Source organism: Affinundibacterium amnicola (assembly GCF_014284275.1).
GTDB classification, from domain to species: Bacteria; Pseudomonadota; Gammaproteobacteria; order Burkholderiales; family Burkholderiaceae_D; genus Undibacterium; species Undibacterium amnicola.
Map to the genome: position 1 here is coordinate 343,155 of NZ_JACOFU010000002.1, position 22,825 is coordinate 365,979.

Genomic DNA, 22,825 nt, shown 5'->3' on the forward strand with positions numbered 1-22,825 from the left:
GTGCCCCCGCATCGCGCGCCTATGATTCCCTGGTTAGAAATTGACAGTCCCTTCCCCGATGTAGAACAAGCCTTGACGGAAGAACAAGGTGCCGCTGGTTTATTAGCTGCCGGCGCAGATTTATCACCGGAGCGATTATTAAATGCCTATCAACATGGCATCTTTCCCTGGTTTTCTGAAGGCCAACCTGTATTGTGGTGGTCAACTGATCCACGCATGGTATTAAAGACTAATGATTTTAAGCTCTCCGATAGTTTAAAGAAGCGTCTGAATAAATCTCTCAAAGATCCACGCTGGCGTTTTCGATTTGATACGGCATTCGAACAAGTCATGCGTCACTGCGCAGAACCACGCAAGGATCAAGAAGGCACTTGGATTTCAGAAGAGATCATCGCCGGCTACACCGCCCTGCACAAGTTAGGCTATGCGCATAGCTCAGAAGTCTGGCTAGATGACAAATTGGTCGGCGGTGCTTATGGCATTTGCATAGGTAAGATGTTTTATGGTGAGTCTATGTTTGCGAAGGTAACAGATGCTTCTAAAATGGCATTAAGTCAGTTAGTTGTTTTCTTACGCAAGCATGATGTGGAAATGATAGACTGCCAGCAAGAGACCTCGCATCTGGCAACATTCGGTGCCAAGCCAATTAGTCGACACGATTTTATGCAACATGTGAAGCTGGCGATAACGCAAGATACGATCCAAGATTGGCAGCCTTTAGATTTACTCAGCTTCAAGGAATACTTACAAACAACGCATCCCCTAGCCAGCAGAAAGATGAACAGCGATGCAATCCCGAACTAATTCGCCAGCGCCGCCAAGCCTGCCCATAGTTGAAGAGGCAAACGATCGCAACATTGATGGAGAAACTGACCGTGCCGATGTTAGCAATAATGCGGACGACTACATCACGCTGCATTATTACGCGACTGCGCCCTATGCTTGCAGTTATCTGGATGACCGGCAAGCACGCTCGCAGGTAGCCACACCAGCTCACCTGATTGGCAATGAAGTGTATTCGGAATTAGTCAGCCGTGGCTTTCGGCGCAGCGGTGTCTTTATCTACCGGCCATATTGCGATCATTGTTCGGCTTGTACACCCGTACGCACCGTCGTCGGTGAATTCAAAACCAATCGCAGCCAGCGTCGCGCATTAAATTTGCACGCTGATCTGCACGCTGAAATTCTACCTTTGGAATTTGTCGAAGAACATTTTGAACTCTATCAACGCTATCAAAGTCGCCGTCATGCTGGCGGTGGGATGGATCAAGATGGGCGCGATCAATATGCGCAATTTTTATTACAAAGCCGAGTTAATACACGACTGATCGCGTTTCGTGATGCACAAGATATTTTGCGGATGATCAGTATCATCGATATTTTGAATGACGGCCTATCGTCGGTGTATACCTTCTACGATCCGGATGTACCGCATAGTTCTTACGGTACCTTTAACGTATTATGGCAAATCGCGCAAACCAAGATCCTTGGACTGCCTTATCTGTATCTCGGTTACTGGATAGAGGCCAGTCGCAAAATGTCATACAAAACTAATTTCAAACCGCTGCAAGCTTTACTCGACGGCAGCTGGAAATCACTCTAAATTCAACCCATTTAAAATTCCGCAAATATTATGTCCGATCAATTGCTCTACTCTTTAGCCCGCCCTTTCCTCTTCTTCATGGACCCAGAAAGCGCGCATGATTTGACGCTACCAGGTTTGAAGCGCGCTCACAATATGGGGTTGACGCGCTTGCTACCCAAGCCAGCCGCCGATCCGCGTAAGGTGATGGGAATTACATTTCCAAATCCCGTGGGTTTAGCTGCTGGTTTGGATAAAGACGGGCGTTACATCGACGGTTTGGCATCATTAGGTTTTGGCTCCATAGAAATCGGCACGGTCACACCGCGCGCGCAAGCTGGCAATCCTAAACCGCGCATGTTCCGCCTGCCGCAAGCCAATGCGATTATTAATCGCATGGGATTTAATAACGGTGGCGTCGATGCTTTTGTCGCCAATGTTCAAGCTTCACGTTTTTACCAAGAAAAGCAAGGCGTACTCGGTCTAAATATCGGCAAGAACGCCGACACACCTATAGAAAAAGCCGCCGATGATTATTTGCTGTGCTTGAACAAAGTCTATCCCTACGCCAGCTATGTGACTGTCAACATCTCCTCACCGAACACCAAAAACCTACGCCAGTTGCAAGGTGCCTCTGAACTCGATGATCTTTTATCCAAACTCAAAGATGCACAACAACGCTTAGCTGATCAACACAAGCGCTATGTACCGATTACCTTAAAAATCGCACCCGACATCGACAGTGAGCAAATCAAAAACATCGCTGAGTCTTTATTGCGCCATAAAATTGACGGTGTGATTGCAACCAACACGACGATTACTCGCGATGCAGTTAAAGGCTTGCAGCATGGTGAAGAAGCTGGTGGATTATCCGGCGAGCCAGTATTTGAATTATCAAATAAAGTCATACGTGCGTTGAAATCAGAATTAGGTGACACCCTGCCTATCATTGGCGTTGGCGGTATTTTTTCTGGTAAAGATGCGGTGGCAAAAATGGATGCCGGCGCGTCCCTCGTGCAAGTGTATTCCGGCTTAATCTATCGTGGCCCCGCCTTGGTGCGCGAATGTGCAGTGGCGATACGGAATAACAAATAGTATAAAAGAATAACTTAGCGTAAAAAAATCGGATCAATCATGAAATACAAAAAACTAGGCAGCAGCGATTTAATGGTCTCAGAAGTATGTCTCGGCACCATGACTTTCGGTGAACAAAACACCGAGGCCGAAGCCCATCAGCAACTGGATTTCGCCTTAGCAAATGGAATCAATTTCATCGATACTGCTGAGATGTACCCCGTCATGCCACGCGCAGAAACGGTGAATCGTACCGAGCAATACATAGGCAGTTGGATCAAGCAATCCGGTCAACGTGATAAAGTTATTTTGGCCACCAAGGTCGCAGGTCCTTCACGCGGCATGCCGTGGATACGCAATGGCGACAACGATCTCGATGAAAAAAATATTCGCATCGCAGTCGAAGCTAGTTTACAACGCTTAAATACCGATTACATCGACCTGTATCAATTGCACTGGCCTAGTCGCAATGCACCTATCTTCGGTCAAAAAGAATTCAATCCCGATTTGGAACATGACAGCGTCGCGATTGAAGCGACTTTGGATGCCTTAGATAATCTGGTCAAAGAAGGCAAAATTCGTCACGTTGGCGTATCCAACGAAACCCCATGGGGCGTTAGCGAATTTATCAAACATGCAGAACGCAAACAACAAGCGCGCATTATCTCAATTCAAAATCCTTACCACCTGATGAATCGCAGCTATGAGCAAGGCTTAACAGAAACCTGCTATCGCGAACAAGTCGGTTTATTAGCATACAGCCCACTCGCCTTCGGACGATTAACAGGCAAATACGTCGATGATACGCAAGCCAAAGGACGCCTGACAAAATTCCCTGCTACATGGAGTCCACGCTATATGCGCCCCGAAGTCATCGCCACCAGCGCACGTTATACTGCTTTGGCGCGCGCACATGGATTGACGCCAACACAACTTGCATTGGCCTGGTGCTATTCAGGCTGGTTTGTTGCGAGTACGATTATCGGCGCGACAGATTTGGTACAACTGGAAGAAAATATTCGCGCAACCGACATTCATTTAAGTGATGAGTTGATTGCTGCGGTAAATCAGATTCATGCAGAGGGTGCTAATCCCGCTCAGTGATAAGTCGAAGAATGCTATCCAAACCTTAGCGCTCGCATATTACTTTATTGTCGTCAGTTCACCACCCATTTGGGTGTTACGGTTCTATTAAATATACATTAAGATTCGTTTTGTTTTTTACAAAAAGGTAAAACGATGAAAGTCTTACTGGTCGATGATCACTCTCTGTTTCGTGCGGGTCTGCGATTGCTAACACAAAGCATACGCCCAGACACCGAGATTTATGAAGCAAATGGAATCAACGATGCCTTGGAATTAGCACAACGACATACCGATTTTCGTCTTTGCCTTCTTGACATTCATCTTTCAAATGAAAATGGGCTTCATGCTTTAACGCAATTAAAGCTAATCGCTCCCGAAATTGCAGTAGTAGTGGTGTCTTCAGAGGATAACTTTCAAGCAGTCTCAAACTCTCTCGATGCTGGAGCTATGGGTTTTATTCCCAAACGTTCAACGCCAACAGAATTATCAGCTGCGCTACAAAGAGTTCTTAATGACGAACTTTACATTCCCCCGTCAATCAGCCACGAACGCAATAACAAATTCAATACGGCACCAGCAATGAGTAAGCGCCAGTGGGATGTCTTTTATTGCCTAATGCGAGGCCTGCCAAACAAGCTCATCTGTCGAGAATTAAACCTTTCTGAAAATACAGTGAAATCACATTTGGCCGCTATTTTTCGCGCCTTTGATGTTCATACCCGCACCCAACTACTGATCGTCGCAAGCAAAATAAATAATCTCCCTTCATTTCATTAATTCACGACGAGTGCAATATGAAACCATCCTCGCTTAAGCCCGATCACGATCAAGAATTCCTCAATTTAAGAATTCGTTTGCTTTCCCAACAGGCGATACGTGTGCCCGTTGTATTATTGGTTATTTCACTCATTGTTTGTTTTGCCTTAAAGGATGCGGTAAGTTTAGAACGTTTACTACTTTGGATCTTGATATTTCAATGCACCGCAATTCCAAGAGCAATATTTGCGTACTGGGTATTGTATCGTCGTAAAAACTCTAGATCAGCGATACGGGATTATTGGATTTTCATTCTATTTGCAGGATTAACAGGTTTAAGCGCCGGACTTTCTGCGCCCCTATTTTTCCCAACACTTTCTCCAGCAGAACAAGCCTTCATTGGCATGGTATTAACCGGTTTAGTCGCCGGTGGTGTCGCGACCTCGGGTAGCTCCCCTTTGGTACTTGCCGCATATGCGCTAGCGGCGCTATTACCGCTAGGATTTGCATGGAATATCTACGGAAACGATCGCTCCCATTTAGTCACTTGGTTAGTTCTGCTTTTCAGCACCATTATGGTGGCCTACGCACGTGATGGGAAAAAAGTCCTCTATGAATCTTTTCTAATCCGTCGTCAACGCGATGAGGCTATTAACCTATTGCAACAAAAAAATGAGGAAATCATCCAAGCTAAAGCGACAATGGAAAACCTCGCTCAGACAAAAAATCGAGTACTTGCCGCTGCGAGTCATGACCTTCGGCAACCATTACATGCTTTATCAATTTACAGCGCGGTTTTATCAGCAAACCCAAGCACCGCTACCTTGAAAGAAATTGGACAAAATATTAATCAACTAGTTGGTTCACTTGCCGCACTATTAGATGCAATGCTAGATCTATCGCAACTAGATAGCAATTCATTTCCAACTCAAAATAATCAAACCTGTCTGGCAAAAATCAGCAGAAAGATTGCTTCAGAATTTGAGCACAGCATCACCTCAAAAGGATTACGCTTGGAGGCTTCATTGCTAGATGCTCCAGTGCACAGTGATCCCTTAATTTTAGAAAGAATGATACGCAATCTCGTTGATAACGCGGTTAAGTACACTAGTCACGGCTATATACGTATTCGCACCGAGGTAGGTGAAGGTAAATCTATCTTTTCTGTCGAAGACAGTGGAAAAGGAATTGCCAATCACCAATTAGGGAAAATTTTCGAAGAATTCTATCAAATTGACAATCCTGGTCGTGATCGTCGCCAAGGTTTAGGTCTAGGTCTTTCTATAGTACAGCGCATGGGAAATTTGATCCAAACTGAACTTAATTTGGAATCCAAGCTTGATGTAGGGACGACTGTCACGCTCAAACTTCCCTACTTTGTGGCCAACCAACATGATGTTTTACAAGAAAATGTTCGCGCCAATCTACTAGGTGGAACAACCATACTTTTGATCGACGATGAATATTCTATTATTGCAAGCATGAGTGCCTTATTGCAAATGTGGGGCGCAAAATCTCTCTCAGCGACCGATAGAAGCAGTGCCTTGAAGGCTATCCAATCCAATCACCGCATCGATTTCATCATTGCAGATCTACGGCTTAAGAATGGTGAAAACGGCATTGCTGTAGTCAGAGAAATTCAACACGAATTTACCGCAATACCAGCACTGATTATCTCCGGAGAGACTTCGCCTGAACGTCTGTCAGAAGCAAAAAATTCGGGGTATCCAGTTCTACAAAAGCCCGTCACCGCAGATCAACTGTACGCCACGCTACTAGATCAACTCCACTTAAAATAATTTTCGCACAGGAGCATTTCCATGAGTTCTCAATCTTCTCAAAAACTCAGTCTTCCAATCGAAAGCTTAATTGAAAAAGATGAGACGTGGATTAATGACAAAGAACTCAACATAAGTCGATCAAGTAACTTCGACCTCATCATTATTGGAAGCGGTTATGGTGGTGCGGTTGCGGCGGCCCGCTTTGCTGGCGCGACCGAAAGTGATAAGCCATTAAAGATCGCGGTCTTTGAACGGGGGCGAGAAATTTCACCAGGTGATTTTCCGAATACTTTTGCACAGCTCCCCGGCGAGCTGCGTATTCAAAATTACGACAACGACAAACTGACTGGTGACGCAATGTCACTATTCGATCTTCGATTAGGTAAAACGGTCAACGTCTTACTCGGCAATGGTCTTGGTGGTGGTTCTTTGATCAATGCTGCGGTAGTCGAAGAGCCACACAGTGATATTTGGAATGATCCCAGTTGGCCACAAGCGCTACGTGAAGAATCGACGAAATCCATTTATTTTGAACGAGCAAAAAAACAACTAGCCGCGACACGTATCGATAGTTGGGATTCATGCTTGCCGGACAAGTTGACCTCAATGAAAAAACTATCTGACAAGATAGGCGAAAATCGCTATCGTACCGTCAACATTGCTATCGACGGACAGCAATGTATAGGATGTGGTGATTGCATTACGGGCTGCAATGTTAATGCAAAAAATACCCTACCTAAAACCTATCTGGCCCAAGCAAAAAAAAATGGCGCGTCGTTATACACAGGTGCAACAGTCAGTCATCTGGAGCGTATTCAACAAATTGATACCCAAGGAAACAGTCAACTATATTGGTTAGTATTCTTTGTCCTGACCAGCGGAAAATCACATAGCAGCCAACAACAAATGTGGGTCGTAAAAACGAAACATGTCATCTTATCTGCAGGAGCAATTGGCAGTACCGAAATTCTCCAACGATCACAAGCGATGAGTTCAGAGTTACGATTTTCTAAGGTGCTCGGGCAAGGATTCTCTTGCAATGGCGATATGATCTGGAACGGTTACAATCAGTTGGATATCGTCAATGCAATCGCTGATCCAGCGCAGGCTATCGCCGACAGAAAAGTCGGCCCCACGATCGCAAGTATGATAGATCTGCGAAATGAAGCCGTTCCACGTGTAATTCAAGATGCGACCGTCCCTGCTGCATTGAAACGCCTATTTGAAGAAGTCGTTACCACCAATTCAGTCGCTTATCGTATGATCAAGCGAGATAACGAGCAACGACATTTTCATCAAGATGTCGATGCTGTAGATCCTCAAAAAATTAGACGCACTGCGATCTATTTAACAATGGGCAAAGACAGCGCCAACGGACAAATTAATTTCATTCACAAAACGCCGAAAACAAATACGGGCATACATGGGCGCAGCGAAATAAATTGGGGTTTGGAAGACGAAAATACGTTACAGCGTGAAGAAGATACCGACAATGTATGCAATGACCACGTCTATAGTTCTTGCGAAGACTCTTTGCAATCCGTCACAAAACTAGGCGGAACCCTAATACCTAACCCTGCATTTAGAATTGCCCCAAAAAAGTTATTAGATCAATTGTCGGGAAAACGCGGCCTTAATTCAACGATCACTGTGCACCCCTTAGGCGGTTGCCGTATGGGCGACGACGTTCAGCGTGCGGTTGTCAATCATTTTGGTGCCGTGTTCGCCCCGCAATCTCACACAGGCAGCGTGCATGAGGGTCTGTATGTACTAGATGGCTCAATTATTCCTTGTTCTATAGGGATTAATCCATTACTGACAATCTCCGCGTTATCAGAGCGAGCTGTCACACATATTGCGGATACAGAATCGTGGATTTTGCAAACAACCCAAAAAGACGAAGCGCAAACTTCTCCAGGATTAACCATACCTAAAGCCAAGCATGCAATAACAGAACCAATCGCTTCAGAAAAAACGTCTTTTTCATTTCAAGAAATCATGAATTGGGACGGCAAAGATCCTATTCAAAAAGCATGCTTTGAAAATGCAGGCATCTCTGACATAGAAAAAGCAAAATTAATCGTTAAATTTCACATCGGTGACCAACATTTATCAGAATTTTTACGGGACCCACAACGTATCGTTAAGATAGACCATGCTTACCTAGAAATAAGCAGAATAAAAAACTCAACACAAAACCAAACATCAACACAACAAATCCCGTTGCAAGGGCAAGTGCGCTGGCTATGGGAAACTCCTGAAGATAATGACACCAAAGAACGACATGGCTTCGCTCAATATTTCCGTAGCCGTGCCCGTGCCGATTTAAGAAATCGTACAGATGTTTCTCCATTATTAAAATTTTTTCTTGATATAGGCATCAAAATTTCCAACCGATATAACTATGTTCCACCTAACTGGTTGATTAGAACAATTGGGACGTTCAAAGAGGAAGTCAATGACCTGCTAACACTCGCAAGTCATACCGGTGGACACCGTCTACTTCACTACGACTTAAAAAACAACGCTGAAAATCTGCATCTTATTGGCTTCAAAGATGTAAATTACGGTGATGGTTCTAACCTATGGCGCTCGCTGGGCGAATTAAAAGTTCGTTTAAATTATCAAAACAAACAAGTGGAAGGACTCAAATTCTGTTTAGATTGGAACAAGATATTTGAAGATAATAGCTTTCAAATTGATGCAAATAAACAAGGCACGCCGCGCAATCCAGATGTCTGGTTAGACTTATTTTCTATTTTTTCATTCTGGGCACGTAGTCTAGTGCGTATTCACTTCTGGAGTTTTCGTTTACCCGAAGTGCAGACCCAACCGCGCAATCCCCATTTACCGACATCGAACAACAGCACTTGGCATCACATCACACTCACAGACTCACACCAGCAGCAAATTCAGATCGGTCTTACCCACTTTCCAGCAAAAAAAGTAAACGCCGATTTGCCTCCTGTATTAATGATTCACGGATTTGGTGCTTCTGGCTTGCAATTTGCAGCACCAGGAAAACAAACCAGTATGGCCGAACATTTTCAAAACCAAAATCGTGACGTCTGGGTTGCAGATTTGCGTACTAGCATCGCCTTAAATCGTGATTTACCAGACAAATTAGCCCAGTGGTCTTTAGATGAAGTCGCACAAAATGATTTGCCTGCACTAGTCCACTACGTCCTAGAGAAAACAGGATTTAAACAAATTGATATCCTCGCACATTGCATCGGCTCAGCAATGTTTAATATTGCCGTTCTATCTGGCAGGTTGATGCAAGAAGATAGAAAAACGTCCCTCATTCGCAGTGCGGCTTTAATGCAAGTAGGGCCGATCTTCACTGTTTCTGAAAATAACAAACTGCGTGGATACTTTGCCTATTTCGTAGGTAAAGGTATGGAGGTAGACTTTATCGACAGCAGTACAGATAGAAATAGCGAAGATGCCAATAACACCCTAATTGACAGAGTGCTGAGCACCTACCCCGTTCCAATTTCAGAGCTTCACTGTGACGAGCCGGAAAAAAGCCTGAGTCCTGTTTTCCCTGATAATCAATGGCTAGCAAACTATTATCGTTCGTCTGGGGTTTTTGGTCGTTTATTCGACATCCAACAACTCTCTGTAGAAATGCTCAACCAACTTGGCGATCTCTTGGGTAGAACCAACTTCAAGACTTTCCAACAAATCATACAAAGCGTTATGCGTAATCGCTTGGTTGATATTGATGGTCGCAACTGCTATGTCAATGCCGATAATTTCCGGCAATTTTATAACTTCCCTACCCGGTTCTTCTATGGCGAAGAAAACGATGTATTTGATCGTTGGGGTATCATCAATTCTGTGAAGCAGTTACGCTCCGCTCATGGATGGTCCGAATCACTCGATGGCTTAGATCAGTCATCTCCCTACTCTTACCAATTTTTCCCAGGGTTTGGCCATCTCGATCCCATCATCGGCATCAATTCAGCAAGCAAGGTATACCCCGCACTAAGTGACTTTCTAAAAAATAGACACACCTTTTTTCCACCAGTGAACGATCTAGAATCACTTTATTTACGACAACCCAATTATGGCCCCATCGTTGGATGGACGCGCAAAGTGGATGGAAAATGGACGTCGCGCGTTTGGCTAAGTGCTCGCGAAACCGCAGGGAACGCCTTGTATGCTGCGGCCTATCGTCGAAATAACAAAAATAATGAAATCAGCGATCTGAAATTATTCCCGATTCAAAACCTATTCGGCTTTCAGTACATTAATATCGATTTACATTTAAACTCAGCCGATGAAAACATTCACTTTAGCTGCTTGCATCGTCACTCACAGGCTGGTAGTGGGTCATATTTCGTCAAACTAGTATGCGAAAATTTTGACCTGCTTCAACAAGAGCACGAACAAACACGCCCCAAACCAACACGTAACAATGATATAGGTACACCCACTCCGCAAGAAGTTATTTCTGACATCGCTTACTTTGACCATTCATTTCAAACGAGTTTAGAAAAAACAATTGAAGCAAAAATTAATGCCTCAATGCCTGAAATAAAAGCTGAGCTTATAAAAAATTCAGTTACCGCCAGCCCGAAAATTATTGAACGACCAGACAACATCAGCAGAGTTGCGCTGGGTTCCTGCAGGTACTCTGGAACCATGTTAGAACAAGTTCGAAATAATGCTCCCTATGCAAAGTTACTCAAATCCCTAGCCGATACAAACTCCCCAGAATTAATGTTATTGATGGGAGATCAAGTTTATGTAGACGCCACTGCAGGTGTCGCAGATACCAGTGATAAAGCCAGCATACTTTCTCTCTACCACCGCAGTCTCGCACGTACTTTTAATAATGAAGCATTGTCTGCGGCGCAGGTTTTTAGCAGACTCCCTGCCTATATGATGCTCGATGATCATGAGATACAGGACAATTGGAATTCTTCTGACGATGTCGGTAGTCCAAATAAACAAGCATTAACTGAAATGTCGATTGCAGCCTTTCTAGCCTATCAATGGTCACACGGCGCACGCAATCCTGTATGGCAGAACGTCAATCAATACTGGAGTAGTTTTAGCAGTGGCAACATAGATTTCTTTATGATCGATACTCGCATGGAACGAACTGCACTCGTACCGATGAGCGATGCACGCATCATCAATGATGAACAATTTAATGCGATCAAACGTTGGCTTTCATCGACCCGCAATAACGGACGCCTGCGGCTACTGATTTCTCCCAGCCAAATTCACAATATGGAAGACGCCCACATTTTACGCAGTGATTCATGGACCGCTTATCCACATAGTTTAAAAAAACTGTGCGACTTGCTCGCGCAAGAAGAACATGTTGGCATACTTTGCGGAGATCAGCATCTACACGGCGTGTATAGCCTGGACTATCAGGATGAAAACAAGGTAAGTGTCCGACAAATTCCAGTCATCGTCGCCTCACCGCTCTATGCACCCTACCCCTTTGCTAATCCTCGCAATGACCTGCCTGTTGGAAGCAGTCACGCAATCAACCGTGCCGCAAATGGAAACTTAATTCATTATCGTATCGTCGCAACCAATTCCAACTATCAGGGATTCTCACAACTCAGAATTGAAAACCGGGAACAACATTGGCAAGGCCAACTGTATCAAGTTGATGGCACAACGCCGTTATTTCCTGAAATTAACGAGATCACATTTTAAGCAAATCAACATTAGAAAAATACGGACTTATTCAGTAGGCACGAATAAGTCCGCACCACCCAAAAGCCATTCGGCGACATTCTCGCATTTTCTACACGCATCGCATTGATTTTATTGCTCTCAAGAATTCACCCAAAAAGGTGTGTTATCTCCCACCTATTTGGGTGACTTTTTTTAATTCAAAAAACATCATACTTTAAGCGTAAGTGCGATCGGTGCGTCATTAGAACGAAGCGCTTATTTCATCCAAGAATTTTATCTATTAACAAAATTCAGAAGCTTAGAGTTGGCATCGGCAAGCTATCTTAAACAGCTTATCTGCATGCCTTCACACTCCGGGTTTCTTCTCACATTAAAGTGATTGCTATGAATATTCGTTTACATCAAGCTACAACCGCACTTCTTACTGGACTCTTGCTGATCGGGGGTAATGCATTGGCGGAGGATAAAAAAGAACCGATTAAAACTACAATTGTTGAAAGAGTTAAAGAAATCAAATTTAATGATCCTAATCGCATTCATATTTTCATTTCTCCCTTGCAACTAGCAATAGATGAAACCAACAAAGAGGAAACAAGAAAAGATTGGGCAGATCGAAAAAGGAATACAAATGTACAAATATTTTGTCGTCAAGCCGATCTCGAAGGAGATTATGACCGATCAAATTCATTTGTCTTAAGAGGAACAGGCCCCTCGGAATCATTGGTACCGTGCAATACGTCCCGTTTCATATCAAGAGAAGGTGCCATTATTTCTGTAATTTATATTGACAAGCCTGATCAGATCAATATGCCAATAGAAAGTACCGAAATTAAGAATGCCCGCGAAGCAGCTCGCCTTGCAAAACGAGAGGCGACAAAGGCAAAGGAAATTGCGATCAGAGCTCTAGCCATTGAAGAAGCACAAATAAAAATTAACAAAGCAAATGAATCTTTGAATTTATCTACAGCTCTATTAAAAGCAAAAAAAGAGAGGCAACATGCGAAGGTAAATGCCGAACAGTTAGAAGGTGAATCAGAGCTAGCAGATATCAATCTCAGTGATCTTATTAAGTCTAAAAAGGCAGGAAAATTAGAAATACAAAAAACAGAAAACAAATTCTGCTCAGAAAAACGCAGACTTCCCAGTTTAGAAGACATTACAGAAACAGAAAGAACAACATTATTCGCGTTGCAATTGAAACAAGGTATCAAATATATTACCCCAGAACAAGATGCACTCTTTTCGCAAGAGTCTGCGCAACCTGATCCCGAAGCAACCGATTCGATCTGCGCTTGGCAGTGGACTGAATATACGCTCACAAAAAAACGCGCCGTCATTCAAGCGAGTACAGTTGATCCTGTCAAAGCCGATACTCCACTCAGTTTTAAAGTCATTAGTGGTTCAAAAGAACATTTCTTCCTGTCTGTGGACGCCATTTTCAAAGATGTCAAACAACTCAAAGCAGCAGCAAAAAGCAAAGATGATATTCAAGGTAAACCAGAACGTGTATTCTTAAGCTTAAATTATATGGTGGGTGATGTTTATGGCACCCTCCCCACTTTTGACCACCGTCGCTTGGTGCTTAAAGGGTTGATCACCCCAAATCAACAAATCGACTCTTATGGCGTTGGATTGGGCTATCGATTACCAGGATTGTTTTCCACTTCCAAAATTGATAGCGAAGAACACAGCGGCTTGGTTGTTTTCGTCGGCAGATTTTGGACTCGTCCAGCGAAATCACCGCTAGATATTCCAAATACCGATAGCAGAAGAATTGCCAGTACCAGTGTTGGTATTAGCTATAGCTTAGGTGCAGCTTTAGATTGGCTAGTGCCGAAAAAATAGGAAGACCTGCGTACTTTTGATCAGCGCTTTTCCGCAACTTAGGTTTGTGGAAAAGCGCAATGAACGACTAAACATATAATTTCAATTCCAGTCTGCCAGATTAAATTAAAGTGAATTTCCAGTTAATTTCCCATGCTGAATCTCTCTTATTCTGAGTGTCGACATAGCCAAATTCAAATATGAAGGCAAGATTTCACGAACTTTGGTTTTCTAAAATTTCGTAAATTATCGCCTTTCAATCGAAAAAATTTTACTTCACCACTCGCACAGGAATCGGCACATTACACAACTCAATATGATTCGCAGCGAATTTATACCAATCACCACCGCGATTTCTCTGTGCTTCTACCAAAGCTTTAAAATTAGCAGTATCTGTGCGGAGGACTTCTAATTTAATCCGCTCAGCCTCTGGCACATCGGCTGCTATGCGTACCGATTTAATCAGTGTGCGTTCTTCTGGCTTTTCATAAAAACCTAAAGCGCCAGTGCCGCGTGGCAGGCTGGAGAGTAATTCTATACCGTACATAACGCGACCGACTACGGTGATATTACGATCGAGATTACGTGGTGCGTGACCAGTAACGGCGTAGAGAGAACTTCCGTTACCGCTGTCGGTTTCATTGCCACGGGCAACGCCGATTGCACCGTAACAGTGGGTGAGCCAAGTCGTTTGTGTTTTGGGGTCGCGAGCTGCTGCGAAGCTATTCACGTGTCCGACTTGTGGCGCATAGCCGTCGACATCAGGCAATCGGGTGAACGGTGCATCGTTCTTGTATTTCACTGTAAATTCGCCTTCGACTTTTTTCGCCGCATTTTTAAATTCACGCTTCTCACCTGGGTCTCCCCACTGTGCAACGTAATTATCATGCGAACGTATCATTGCTAGTCCGTCAAAATAGCCCTCTTTGACTAATGCTTTGATATTCGCCACATTTTTTGGCGCAAACTCAGGCGCAAGCTCAATCACCACACGACCTTTTTCCATTTCTAAATACAAGGTATTGTCAGGATTGAGGACGCGCCAGTCACTTGCTTGAGATGACTTCAAGATATCGGCCATGCTCAATTTTGGCAAGGATACCTTTGATGCTTTTTGCTGAGCTGACACCGAACTCGCCAGCAAAGAGAATATTGCTGCCAAAGCGATCTTTGTATAAGTAAAATTTGTCCTCATGGTCTCTTCCTTTATTTTTTATTTGGACGGCATTTTCAGTGTGAATATCAATATTCTTGAGAATAGTTTGCGAGCTAAAAGTTCCCTGCCTGCTTAGTTAGTTTCAGCTAATTTGGTTTCATTTGCTCTGGATACATAACGACCTGAATATAATTGTCCATATTCAAGTAGATCTTTGCTGCGTCTTGGACTTCCCTCGTTTGCAATTGTTTTACTCTGTCATTGAATGTAAATACGTGCATAGGGTTTTCATTATCCTCTTTCATCTCATTGAATATTGCCATCCAAAATTCATTGGTTTTCATTTGCTCTTGACGATTTTTCAGCCAATTCTCTTTCACTTTTTTCAGTTCATCCTCGGTCACAGGATTTTTTTTCATGTCTTCAATCAAGGTAAAACTACTGCGCAATAATTGGTCCACATGCTCAGGTCCACTAGGTAAGTAAAGCTCGACCATATATCCCTGATAAGGATTTAAGATTGTTCTGTATGAGACTTGCGGGCTATAGACAGCGCCAAGCTCTTCACGCATTTTCGCGGTCAATCGCAATTGCAATACTTCCATGACCGCAGAAAATCGCATACGATCCGCGATACTCATCTTACGTTCGCCATGCATCTGCAAAGTCACCAAGCTTTGAGATTCTTTACCGACATACACATTTTTCTTCACGATACCAGGCACAGGTCGCAATCCATGATCTTTGATACCGACCTCAACATCGTGTGCAGGTAATCCAGCGAGATAACTCAAGACTAAAGATTTCACTTTTTCAATGTCGAAACTTCCCACCAAAAAGAAAGTGAAACCTTTTGCACTCGAAAAACGGGCCTGATAAATTGCCATCAAACGATCAAGATCAAGTGCGGCAATATGCTCTGGTGTACTTAACACCGGTAAACGCGGATGGGCAGGGTACATTGTGTGTATCAATTGATCTTGAAACACGGCGAAAGGCGATGCCATTTGATTGCGTAAAGCGTCTTGCTGCTTACCAACAAAGGATTGGAATAATGCAGGATCTCGACGTGGTGCAGTCATTGCAAGATAAATCACTTGCAGCATTGTCTCCAAATCTCTTTTACTTGAGGAGCCAGAAATTCCTTCAAAGTTTTCACCAAACTTGGTCGAGACACTGACATTTTTTCCGGCCAAAAACTTCCCTAGCTCCAGTGGTGCTATGTCCTTCATCCCCATCACACCAACAATGGTGGTGGCATAACGTGCTTGCAAAAAATCGGTGTCGGCCACCATCGACATGCCGCCCGCCCTACTAGCACCAAGCAAGATTTGATCATTCTTAAAGTCGCTTGGTTTCATGACGAGCGTGACGGCATTACTGAGCGTCCAAGTTGTCGTACCCAACTTCGAATCTTTAACTTCATTGATAATGCTGCCAGCTTGCGGTGGTGCATCCATCAATGTGGCGACTGTCTTCTTTTCGGTATAAGCAGTTACCGCTACTTGCTCGGCACGCTTCACCATTTCCATTAATTGTTGAGAATCAGGAATGGCGTGATCTGGTTTATCATTTCCTTGATAGACGATAAGTTTTGGTTCTTGATTCACTAAAATCGTACGTGCAAATTGATTCACATCATCGAGCGAAATTTGTTTCATGATCACTTGGTGAAATGCGTACTCTGCTTCAATTCCTGGTATTGCTTCGCCAACTAAGAAGTTACGTATAAACTCAGATGCTAATTCTGCAGACTGACTTTTTTCTCGCTCCTTGTATGCATCTTCCATATTGCGCAAAGCATTTGATTTTGCACGTTCAAATTCAGCTGCGCTAAAACCAAACTGCGCCACCCGCTTATTTTCTTGCATCAAAGCCTCAATCGCTGTTTGAACTCCCGCTTTGCCAATTGCGGCAAGAGAATTAAATTCTTGGTATTGCGCCACCAAATTTTTTACACCACTACTTGCGCCAAGAAAAGGTGGTTGCGGTAGCTGCGCCAATTCACGTAAGCGATTACTCAACATCACATTAAAGAAACTTTGAATACGACGTTCGCGATAGCTGCCAAACTTTCCGTCATTTTTATTGAGATAACGGCCTTGTGAAATACTGACAGTGGCGATGTTTGCTTCTTTATCTATCGCAACCACCGCGTCATTGATATTTTTTATCGGCACTTGAGAAATTACACGAGTGCGAGGTTTTTGAGGATTTTTTAAAGCAGAAAAATTCTTTTCTATCAAACGTTTTGCCTGAGCCAAATCAATATCACCTACCACGACGACGGCCATCAAATCTGGACGATACCAATCACGATAAAATCGTTTTAATGCATCGTACTGAAAGTTCTTCAATACATCTTCTTTGCCAATCGGTAGACGTTCGGCATACTTTGAACCATGCAAGATCTTTGGTAGAACTTGTTTATTTAAGCGATCTTCTGCGCCCTTACCTAAACGTGCTTCTTCAAGAACAATTCCACGTTCTCTGTCGATTTCGGTGTGATCAAATGCTAAGCCATGTGCCCAATCTGCCAACACCATGATCGCCTTATCCAGATTTGCCGGTTTATCAGTGGGAATAGGTAGAATGTAAACGGTCTCATCGAAACTGGTATAGGCATTTAAATCAGCACCAAACTTCACACCCATCGATTCTAAAAAAGATACCAAGTCATTTTTCTTAAAATGCTTACTGCCATTAAAGGCCATATGTTCAGTGAAATGCGCGAGACCTTGTTGATCCTCGTCTTCTAAAATTGAACCGGCTTTGATCACCAAGCGCAATTCAGCTTTTTTCTCAGGCTTTGCGTTTTTCTGCAAATAGTAAGTCAGTCCATTATTCAACCTCGCTTTAATCAATTGAGAAGAATAAGGAATCGATTTGTGCGCGGCAAAAGGACTATTTGACGATTGCGCCGAGGAGGAAATAGGAAGAACAAGCAACAATGCTAAAGAAAAAGCCGACAGTCGTAGCGATCCTAGCAATAGTAGAATAAATGCACGCATAAATTAAGCACCAAAGACAGTATGAGCTGGCAACTTACTCTAAATTTACAAGAAAAACAATTCAATCATTCTTCGACAGCTAGAGGGATACCGGCCTTATTCAGACACTGATAACTTGTGCGTCAACTTACGTCAACTTTTGCGTTCGCTAAATGAGTAGCATAGTAGGACAGCTGATAACACCGAGAAAGTCCAGTAATCCGTAGGCAATCCCCACCACCAATGCTTATGCCAGAAGACATCGACTGGATTAAATCGGACTAAACCGAACGCAGAGTTAAGCACAAACCAGAGAAAATCTTCCACTATCCAAAAAACCATAATGCATGCAAACGCACGCGCTTGCAGTTTCCATGACCAAATTTGTAGAAAGAAAAATGGCAAATGAAAGATCATCGCGACAAATGGAAATACCCAAGCGTGATAACCGGTCATCGCTCGCCCGCCCCAAAAAATATCTAGCAACCAATGCTGCTCTATACGCCAAGTCGGTAAACTGGTCGCCCATCCAGCGCCACCTTCAATCTGAATTTCTACCTCGGCGAAAAAAAAGGCCATCAAACTGACCCAGAATAAAGTGAGCAACAATCCCTTCCACTGTATGCGCATAAGAATGTCCTTCAATAATTTTCTTTGGATTGATAAGTTAGGGAATGTAGGTGACTTCATATTTAGATCAAGCTACTGAGTACATGTTCAAACACAGTTTTTGCGGCGTTTGGTTTACCAAGCGATTTCGCTCGTGCCGCCATATTCGAGAGTTTGTCTGGTTGTGCAATGAGCTCTTGCACGCGATACGCAAGTGCGAGTGCATCGACGGCTTTGAGTGCAACGCCCTGCTCCATCACAAAATCCGCGTTGCGTTCTTCTTGTCCAGGTATCGGCGCATTGACGATCATCGGCAATCCCATTGCCAAACACTCTGAAGTGGTGAGTCCACCAGGTTTGGTAACGACCAAATCAGCACAAGCCATCAATCGTTCAACCTGGGAAGTAAATCCAAAAGGAAAAAGTCGTTTTGGATAAAATTGTGCGAGGCTTTGTAAAGCCTGCAAGCTCTTCAAGTTTTTCCCGGCTAGTACCACCAATTGGCATTGAGAGCAGGTATTCTCCAAGTCTATGCGTAACTCCAACAAGCGCGCTGCAAGCTCATCTAAGTTACCAAGGCCAGCACCACCGCCCATCAAGAGAATGGTTAACCGAGATGGATCTAAACCAAATTCTTGCGCACATACGGCTCTTGACAAGGTCTGTGCGAATGCAGGCATGATAGGAATTCCTGTCACATGAATGGCATTGGCCGCAATCCCATGTGCTCGCAAACGAAATGCAACCTCCTGATTCGCGGCAAAGTAACCAGCAATTCCCGCATGTACCCACATGCGATGCAAATCAAAATCGGTTACTTGTACCCAAACTGGACAATGCAACTCTCGCCTTGCGATCAATCTTGCCAGCATTTCTGCCGGTAAAAAATGGGTGCAAATAATGGCATCAGGATGTAAGTTGGCAATCTCACGCAATAAGGCTTTTGCATTCCAGCGTTCCAAACTACGCCTTAGTTTTTCCATCGAGCTATCGGATCTGGCATCGTTGGAATAGTTATACAAATAGCCCCACAAGGTCGGTGCACGATTGACCAAGCGCATATAAAAATCGGTATAAATCTTACGAAAGCCAGTCGTAACGTAATCCATCACATCGAGATGAATCACCCTACAACTTGGATCAGCTAATTCAGCATAGGCGCGTATTGCTTCAGCAGCGCGCGCATGTCCGGCACCGGCAGAGACACTGAGTAATAGAATTGTTTTCTCAGATTTTTTTGCGTTTTCTGTCATAGACGACAGATTGTAGAGAGGCTTAGTGACAAGTAGATGACAGCTAGATCACAGGTAGATCGCAGCATAGGACGAAAAAAAACGCAGCCCGCTTACAGGCTGCGTTTATTCGAAGAATGATCTTGCAAACTCAACGAAGTAGGCTCAAGCACACTTCTCGTTAAACTGATTTTTTCTCAAACACCAAATCCCACACCCCGTGTCCCAACTTCAAACCACGATTCTCAAACTTGGTGACAGGACGATAATCAGGACGTGGCGCGTAAGCATCGGCAGTATTTTTCAAACTTGGCTCAGCGCTCAGCACTTTTAACATTTGCACCGCATATTCTTCCCAATCGGTGGCGCAATGAATATAGCCACCAGACTTAATACGGGATGCCAGTAAGGCAACCATCGGCCCTTGAATTAAACGGCGTTTATTGTGCCTAGCTTTATGCCAAGGATCAGGGAAAAACACATGCACGCCAGCCAAAGATTCTGGCGCGATCATATTCATTAATACTTCATAGGCATCGTGTTGGATGATGCGTTGATTTTGTAATCCAGCCGCTTCGGTCAACTTCAATAAATTGCCCACGCCAGGCGTATGCACTTCAACTCCAATAAAATTCTTTTCTGGCATTAAGGCAGAAATTTTGGCACTGGTTTCCCCCATACCAAATCCAATTTCAAATATGGTCGGCGCTTGGCGTCCGAACGCTGCATCGACATCTAACAAAGCTTTTTCATACGCGATCATATACTTGGCACCCAAGCTTTCAATCGCCTTTGATTGCGCGTCTGACAAACGTCCTGCCCGCGTCACAAAACTACGAATTCGATATTCAGTTGGGTCATAAAAAAGCGACTTACGAGGCTCTTCAATTGGTGCAGATTCGTCGCCTGCTTTAGGATTTTCTGTAGACATGGATGCATTAAGGAGAGGGAAATTAGAAGCAAAAATCACAACGGGCTCAATACCCTGCGCGAATATGCTTAAAGAAGGCGCTATTTTACGTGGCTTAGCAGCGGCTTGGCAAACGCTCCCCAAAAAAATGGCGAATCAAGAGTCGCAAAGAAAAAAGCTAATCCAGAATTGGATTAGCTTTTCATCTCTCAGTATCTTGACCTACTGCGTCAGTACAAACTTAGCGATTTTAAAAAAATGACAGTAACAATAAAAAAGTAAAGATAAATCACTCACAGACTACTTCGTTGCAGTGACCGCTTTCAAATCCTGTGATGGAAATGCACCTGACACGACTTGTTGTTTAAACCAATCCTGTAACATTTTCTCTTCGAATTCGAAGGATGTTCTGCCAGATGGAATACGGAATCGACGCAAATAATCCATGTCACGTAATTCTTCTTTGCCGCTGGCGACCACTTCTTGCTGGGTATTTTTCAACTCATAAGTGAATTGAATACGTGGCCAATCGATTTGCTTCATCAAACGTACCTGATCGTAATAAATCACCATGCCAGGGCGGATATCGCCAGCCAGATCGATATCGGTAACATTAATTATTAATTGATAACCTTCAGGCAGTTTTTCTGCGAAAACAGAAAATACGGAGGTAAACTCTTCGGTCAATCGTTCCCGAAAACGTTCCTTACTTTCATTCCCAGCTTTGATGTCAGAAAAATCATCGAGCTTAGTAAAACTGACTTTCGCTTCCCCTGCCAACACGGCGCCAGAACTCAAACTCAACGCGAATGCAGCAAATAATAATGTCTTCATCATTTCACCTCTCCAATACAAATTAACCAATGGACTGCTGCATTGTAGTCCAAATAGGAAGAGGAACAAGGCTTATTACACTTACTTAAAAAATCTATACAAATCCTTACAAAAAAAGCTGCCATCGCTGGCAGCTTTTTTGAGCATCAGTAGAAACTGATCAAATCATTAGAACTTGTGGCGGATACCGAAGTTAAACAAAGTTGCTGTCGCACCGTTCGCGTCTGCCAAAGTCTTCACAGACTTTTCGTTATCTACACGTGCCATCGATGCATACAAGTTTGTACGCTTAGACAAATCGTAGGTGTAACCCAAAGCGATACGATTGGAGTTTGCGTTTGTGCTAGTTTTAACATTGGAATCTGTGTAGCTCAGGATGAAAGTGCTTGCACCTTCTTTGATCGAGCCACCAACCATGTACAACTGCTCTTTCGTTTCTTTCAAAACGGTCAAGCTTGTTGAGCCTTTGATTTCTTCGTACATGGCATTCAATTTCACGCCGAAAAAATCTTTGCCGAGGTCATAAGATACGCCAGCCAACAATTTTTCGCCACCAACAGCTAAATTACCATTCGTGTCTTTTACTTGATCCCAAACGATGTTTGCCATCAAAGGACCGTTTGCGTAAGCAGCTGCAACGCTAGTGACGCTGTTTGCTTTTGCATCGCCAGCTTTTTCGCCAAAACCATATTGCGCAGCAACAGTAAAACCACCACCGAATTTATTCGATGTGTAAGTAATAGAGTTATCGCGAACTGCATTGATCTTGAACATCAAGTCTGTCTTACCCAACAAACCATCCATGAAAGGATCGATTTGTGCACCGTAGATATAAGTCAAAGATCTGTGGCGACCTAAGTTCACAGAACCGAAGTCATCACTAGACAAACCAACCCAAGCACCACGCGCAAAAAGTGCGGAATCATTTGCACCAGTATCTGCTTTCAAACCCATTTCCAAATTGAAATTTGCTTTCAAGCCACCACTCAGAGCTTCTGTACCTCTGAAACCTAAGCGAGATGTAGAATTCAAGCCACTATCTAAAGAAGAAACCGTACCTGCACCGGCTTTCTTATAAGCAACGCCCGCGTCGACGATACCATAGATAGTAACTGAGGATTGCGCCATAGCGGCACCAGAAAATGCACTCAAAGCGGCCAGTGCAAGAATTGATTTTTTCATAGCTAAAGTTCCAGAAAATTAAAAAATAGTTTTTTTACAGCCTGCCAAAACAGCGCAGCAAAAAGCGGATTACAAGTCTAAGTAAAAGCCTTGAACCAGTTCAGCGATCCAACGACAGGCGCAAGTATAGAGAGCAACAATG

The 22,825-nt window shown here is 43.6% G+C and carries 15 protein-coding genes; 8 read left to right on the plus strand and 7 right to left on the minus strand.

All coding sequences use genetic code 11. The features are described from left to right. The first annotated feature begins 21 nt into the window (after positions 1–21). The 8 genes from aat to H8K33_RS05825 all read left to right on the plus strand — a co-directional run bounded on the left by aat (position 22) and on the right by H8K33_RS05825 (position 13,791). Positions 22–804 carry a leucyl/phenylalanyl-tRNA--protein transferase gene (gene aat, locus H8K33_RS05790; protein WP_186890045.1) on the plus strand — a complete coding sequence of 261 codons (783 nt, stop codon included), beginning with the start codon at positions 22–24 and terminating at the stop codon, positions 802–804. Next, complete coding sequence (locus tag H8K33_RS05795; RefSeq protein ID WP_186890046.1) at positions 788–1,603, plus strand: arginyltransferase; 816 nt, start codon at positions 788–790, stop codon at positions 1,601–1,603. The genes aat and H8K33_RS05795 overlap by 17 nt, the downstream gene beginning before the upstream one ends. A 30-nt stretch (positions 1,604–1,633) precedes the next feature. Then, positions 1,634–2,677, plus strand: a complete 1,044-nt coding sequence (locus H8K33_RS05800) for a quinone-dependent dihydroorotate dehydrogenase (RefSeq protein ID WP_186890047.1) — start codon at positions 1,634–1,636, stop codon at positions 2,675–2,677. A gap of 39 nt (positions 2,678–2,716) precedes the next feature. Beyond that, positions 2,717–3,760 carry an aldo/keto reductase gene (locus H8K33_RS05805; RefSeq protein ID WP_186890048.1) on the plus strand — a complete coding sequence of 348 codons (1,044 nt, stop codon included), beginning with the start codon at positions 2,717–2,719 and terminating at the stop codon, positions 3,758–3,760. Positions 3,761–3,895: 135 nt separating this feature from the next. Further along, positions 3,896–4,519, plus strand: coding sequence for a response regulator transcription factor (locus H8K33_RS05810; protein WP_186890049.1), 624 nt, complete (start codon positions 3,896–3,898; stop codon positions 4,517–4,519). Between the two features lie 17 nt (positions 4,520–4,536). Further along, the gene (locus H8K33_RS05815; protein ID WP_186890050.1) at positions 4,537–6,297 is read left to right on the plus strand and encodes a hybrid sensor histidine kinase/response regulator; all 1,761 of its coding nucleotides are present in this window, start codon (positions 4,537–4,539) and stop codon (positions 6,295–6,297) included. 21 nt (positions 6,298–6,318) lie between these two features. Next, the gene (locus H8K33_RS05820; RefSeq protein ID WP_186890051.1) at positions 6,319–11,964 is read left to right on the plus strand and encodes an alpha/beta fold hydrolase; all 5,646 of its coding nucleotides are present in this window, start codon (positions 6,319–6,321) and stop codon (positions 11,962–11,964) included. A 366-nt stretch (positions 11,965–12,330) separates the two neighbouring features. Continuing rightward, on the plus strand, positions 12,331–13,791 hold the full coding sequence (locus tag H8K33_RS05825) for a hypothetical protein (protein ID WP_186890052.1): 1,461 nt from the start codon (positions 12,331–12,333) through the stop codon (positions 13,789–13,791). Between the two features lie 250 nt (positions 13,792–14,041). On the opposite strand, the gene H8K33_RS05830 is transcribed toward H8K33_RS05825, so the two are convergent. The 7 genes from H8K33_RS05830 to H8K33_RS05860 all read right to left on the minus strand — a co-directional run bounded on the left by H8K33_RS05830 (position 14,042) and on the right by H8K33_RS05860 (position 22,683). Continuing rightward, complete coding sequence (locus H8K33_RS05830; protein ID WP_186890053.1) at positions 14,042–14,965, minus strand: peptidylprolyl isomerase; 924 nt, start codon at positions 14,963–14,965, stop codon at positions 14,042–14,044. Positions 14,966–15,072: 107 nt separating this feature from the next. Further along, on the minus strand, positions 15,073–17,937 hold the full coding sequence (locus tag H8K33_RS05835) for a M16 family metallopeptidase (protein WP_186890054.1): 2,865 nt from the start codon (positions 17,935–17,937) through the stop codon (positions 15,073–15,075). A 132-nt stretch (positions 17,938–18,069) separates the two neighbouring features. Further along, the gene (locus tag H8K33_RS05840; protein WP_186890055.1) at positions 18,070–18,546 is read right to left on the minus strand and encodes a hypothetical protein; all 477 of its coding nucleotides are present in this window, start codon (positions 18,544–18,546) and stop codon (positions 18,070–18,072) included. Positions 18,547–18,608: 62 nt separating this feature from the next. Next, positions 18,609–19,778 (minus strand): MGDG synthase family glycosyltransferase, encoded by a 1,170-nt coding sequence (locus tag H8K33_RS05845; protein ID WP_186890056.1) that lies wholly within the window; start codon positions 19,776–19,778, stop codon positions 18,609–18,611. 160 nt (positions 19,779–19,938) lie between these two features. Next, positions 19,939–20,688, minus strand: a complete 750-nt coding sequence (gene trmB, locus H8K33_RS05850) for a tRNA (guanosine(46)-N7)-methyltransferase TrmB (RefSeq protein WP_186890057.1) — start codon at positions 20,686–20,688, stop codon at positions 19,939–19,941. 279 nt (positions 20,689–20,967) lie between these two features. Further along, positions 20,968–21,504 (minus strand): DUF3016 domain-containing protein, encoded by a 537-nt coding sequence (locus H8K33_RS05855; protein ID WP_186890058.1) that lies wholly within the window; start codon positions 21,502–21,504, stop codon positions 20,968–20,970. A gap of 165 nt (positions 21,505–21,669) precedes the next feature. After that, the gene (locus tag H8K33_RS05860) at positions 21,670–22,683 is read right to left on the minus strand and encodes a porin (RefSeq protein WP_186890059.1); all 1,014 of its coding nucleotides are present in this window, start codon (positions 22,681–22,683) and stop codon (positions 21,670–21,672) included. Between the last annotated feature and the right edge of the window lie 142 nt (positions 22,684–22,825).

Bases quoted from the DNA above. Each gene is read 5' to 3' on its own strand.
- aat (WP_186890045.1), top strand. From the start codon at position 22: ATGATTCCCTGGTTAGAAATTGACAGTCCCTTCCCCGATGTAGAACAA.
- H8K33_RS05795 (WP_186890046.1), top strand. From the start codon at position 788: ATGCAATCCCGAACTAATTCGCCAGCGCCGCCAAGCCTGCCCATAGTT.
- H8K33_RS05800 (WP_186890047.1), top strand. From the start codon at position 1,634: ATGTCCGATCAATTGCTCTACTCTTTAGCCCGCCCTTTCCTCTTCTTC.
- H8K33_RS05805 (WP_186890048.1), top strand. From the start codon at position 2,717: ATGAAATACAAAAAACTAGGCAGCAGCGATTTAATGGTCTCAGAAGTA.
- H8K33_RS05810 (WP_186890049.1), top strand. From the start codon at position 3,896: ATGAAAGTCTTACTGGTCGATGATCACTCTCTGTTTCGTGCGGGTCTG.
- H8K33_RS05815 (WP_186890050.1), top strand. From the start codon at position 4,537: ATGAAACCATCCTCGCTTAAGCCCGATCACGATCAAGAATTCCTCAAT.
- H8K33_RS05820 (WP_186890051.1), top strand. From the start codon at position 6,319: ATGAGTTCTCAATCTTCTCAAAAACTCAGTCTTCCAATCGAAAGCTTA.
- H8K33_RS05825 (WP_186890052.1), top strand. From the start codon at position 12,331: ATGAATATTCGTTTACATCAAGCTACAACCGCACTTCTTACTGGACTC.
- H8K33_RS05830 (WP_186890053.1), bottom strand. From the start codon at position 14,965: ATGAGGACAAATTTTACTTATACAAAGATCGCTTTGGCAGCAATATTC.
- H8K33_RS05835 (WP_186890054.1), bottom strand. From the start codon at position 17,937: ATGCGTGCATTTATTCTACTATTGCTAGGATCGCTACGACTGTCGGCT.
- H8K33_RS05840 (WP_186890055.1), bottom strand. From the start codon at position 18,546: ATGCGCATACAGTGGAAGGGATTGTTGCTCACTTTATTCTGGGTCAGT.
- H8K33_RS05845 (WP_186890056.1), bottom strand. From the start codon at position 19,778: ATGACAGAAAACGCAAAAAAATCTGAGAAAACAATTCTATTACTCAGT.
- trmB (WP_186890057.1), bottom strand. From the start codon at position 20,688: ATGTCTACAGAAAATCCTAAAGCAGGCGACGAATCTGCACCAATTGAA.
- H8K33_RS05855 (WP_186890058.1), bottom strand. From the start codon at position 21,504: ATGATGAAGACATTATTATTTGCTGCATTCGCGTTGAGTTTGAGTTCT.
- H8K33_RS05860 (WP_186890059.1), bottom strand. From the start codon at position 22,683: ATGAAAAAATCAATTCTTGCACTGGCCGCTTTGAGTGCATTTTCTGGT.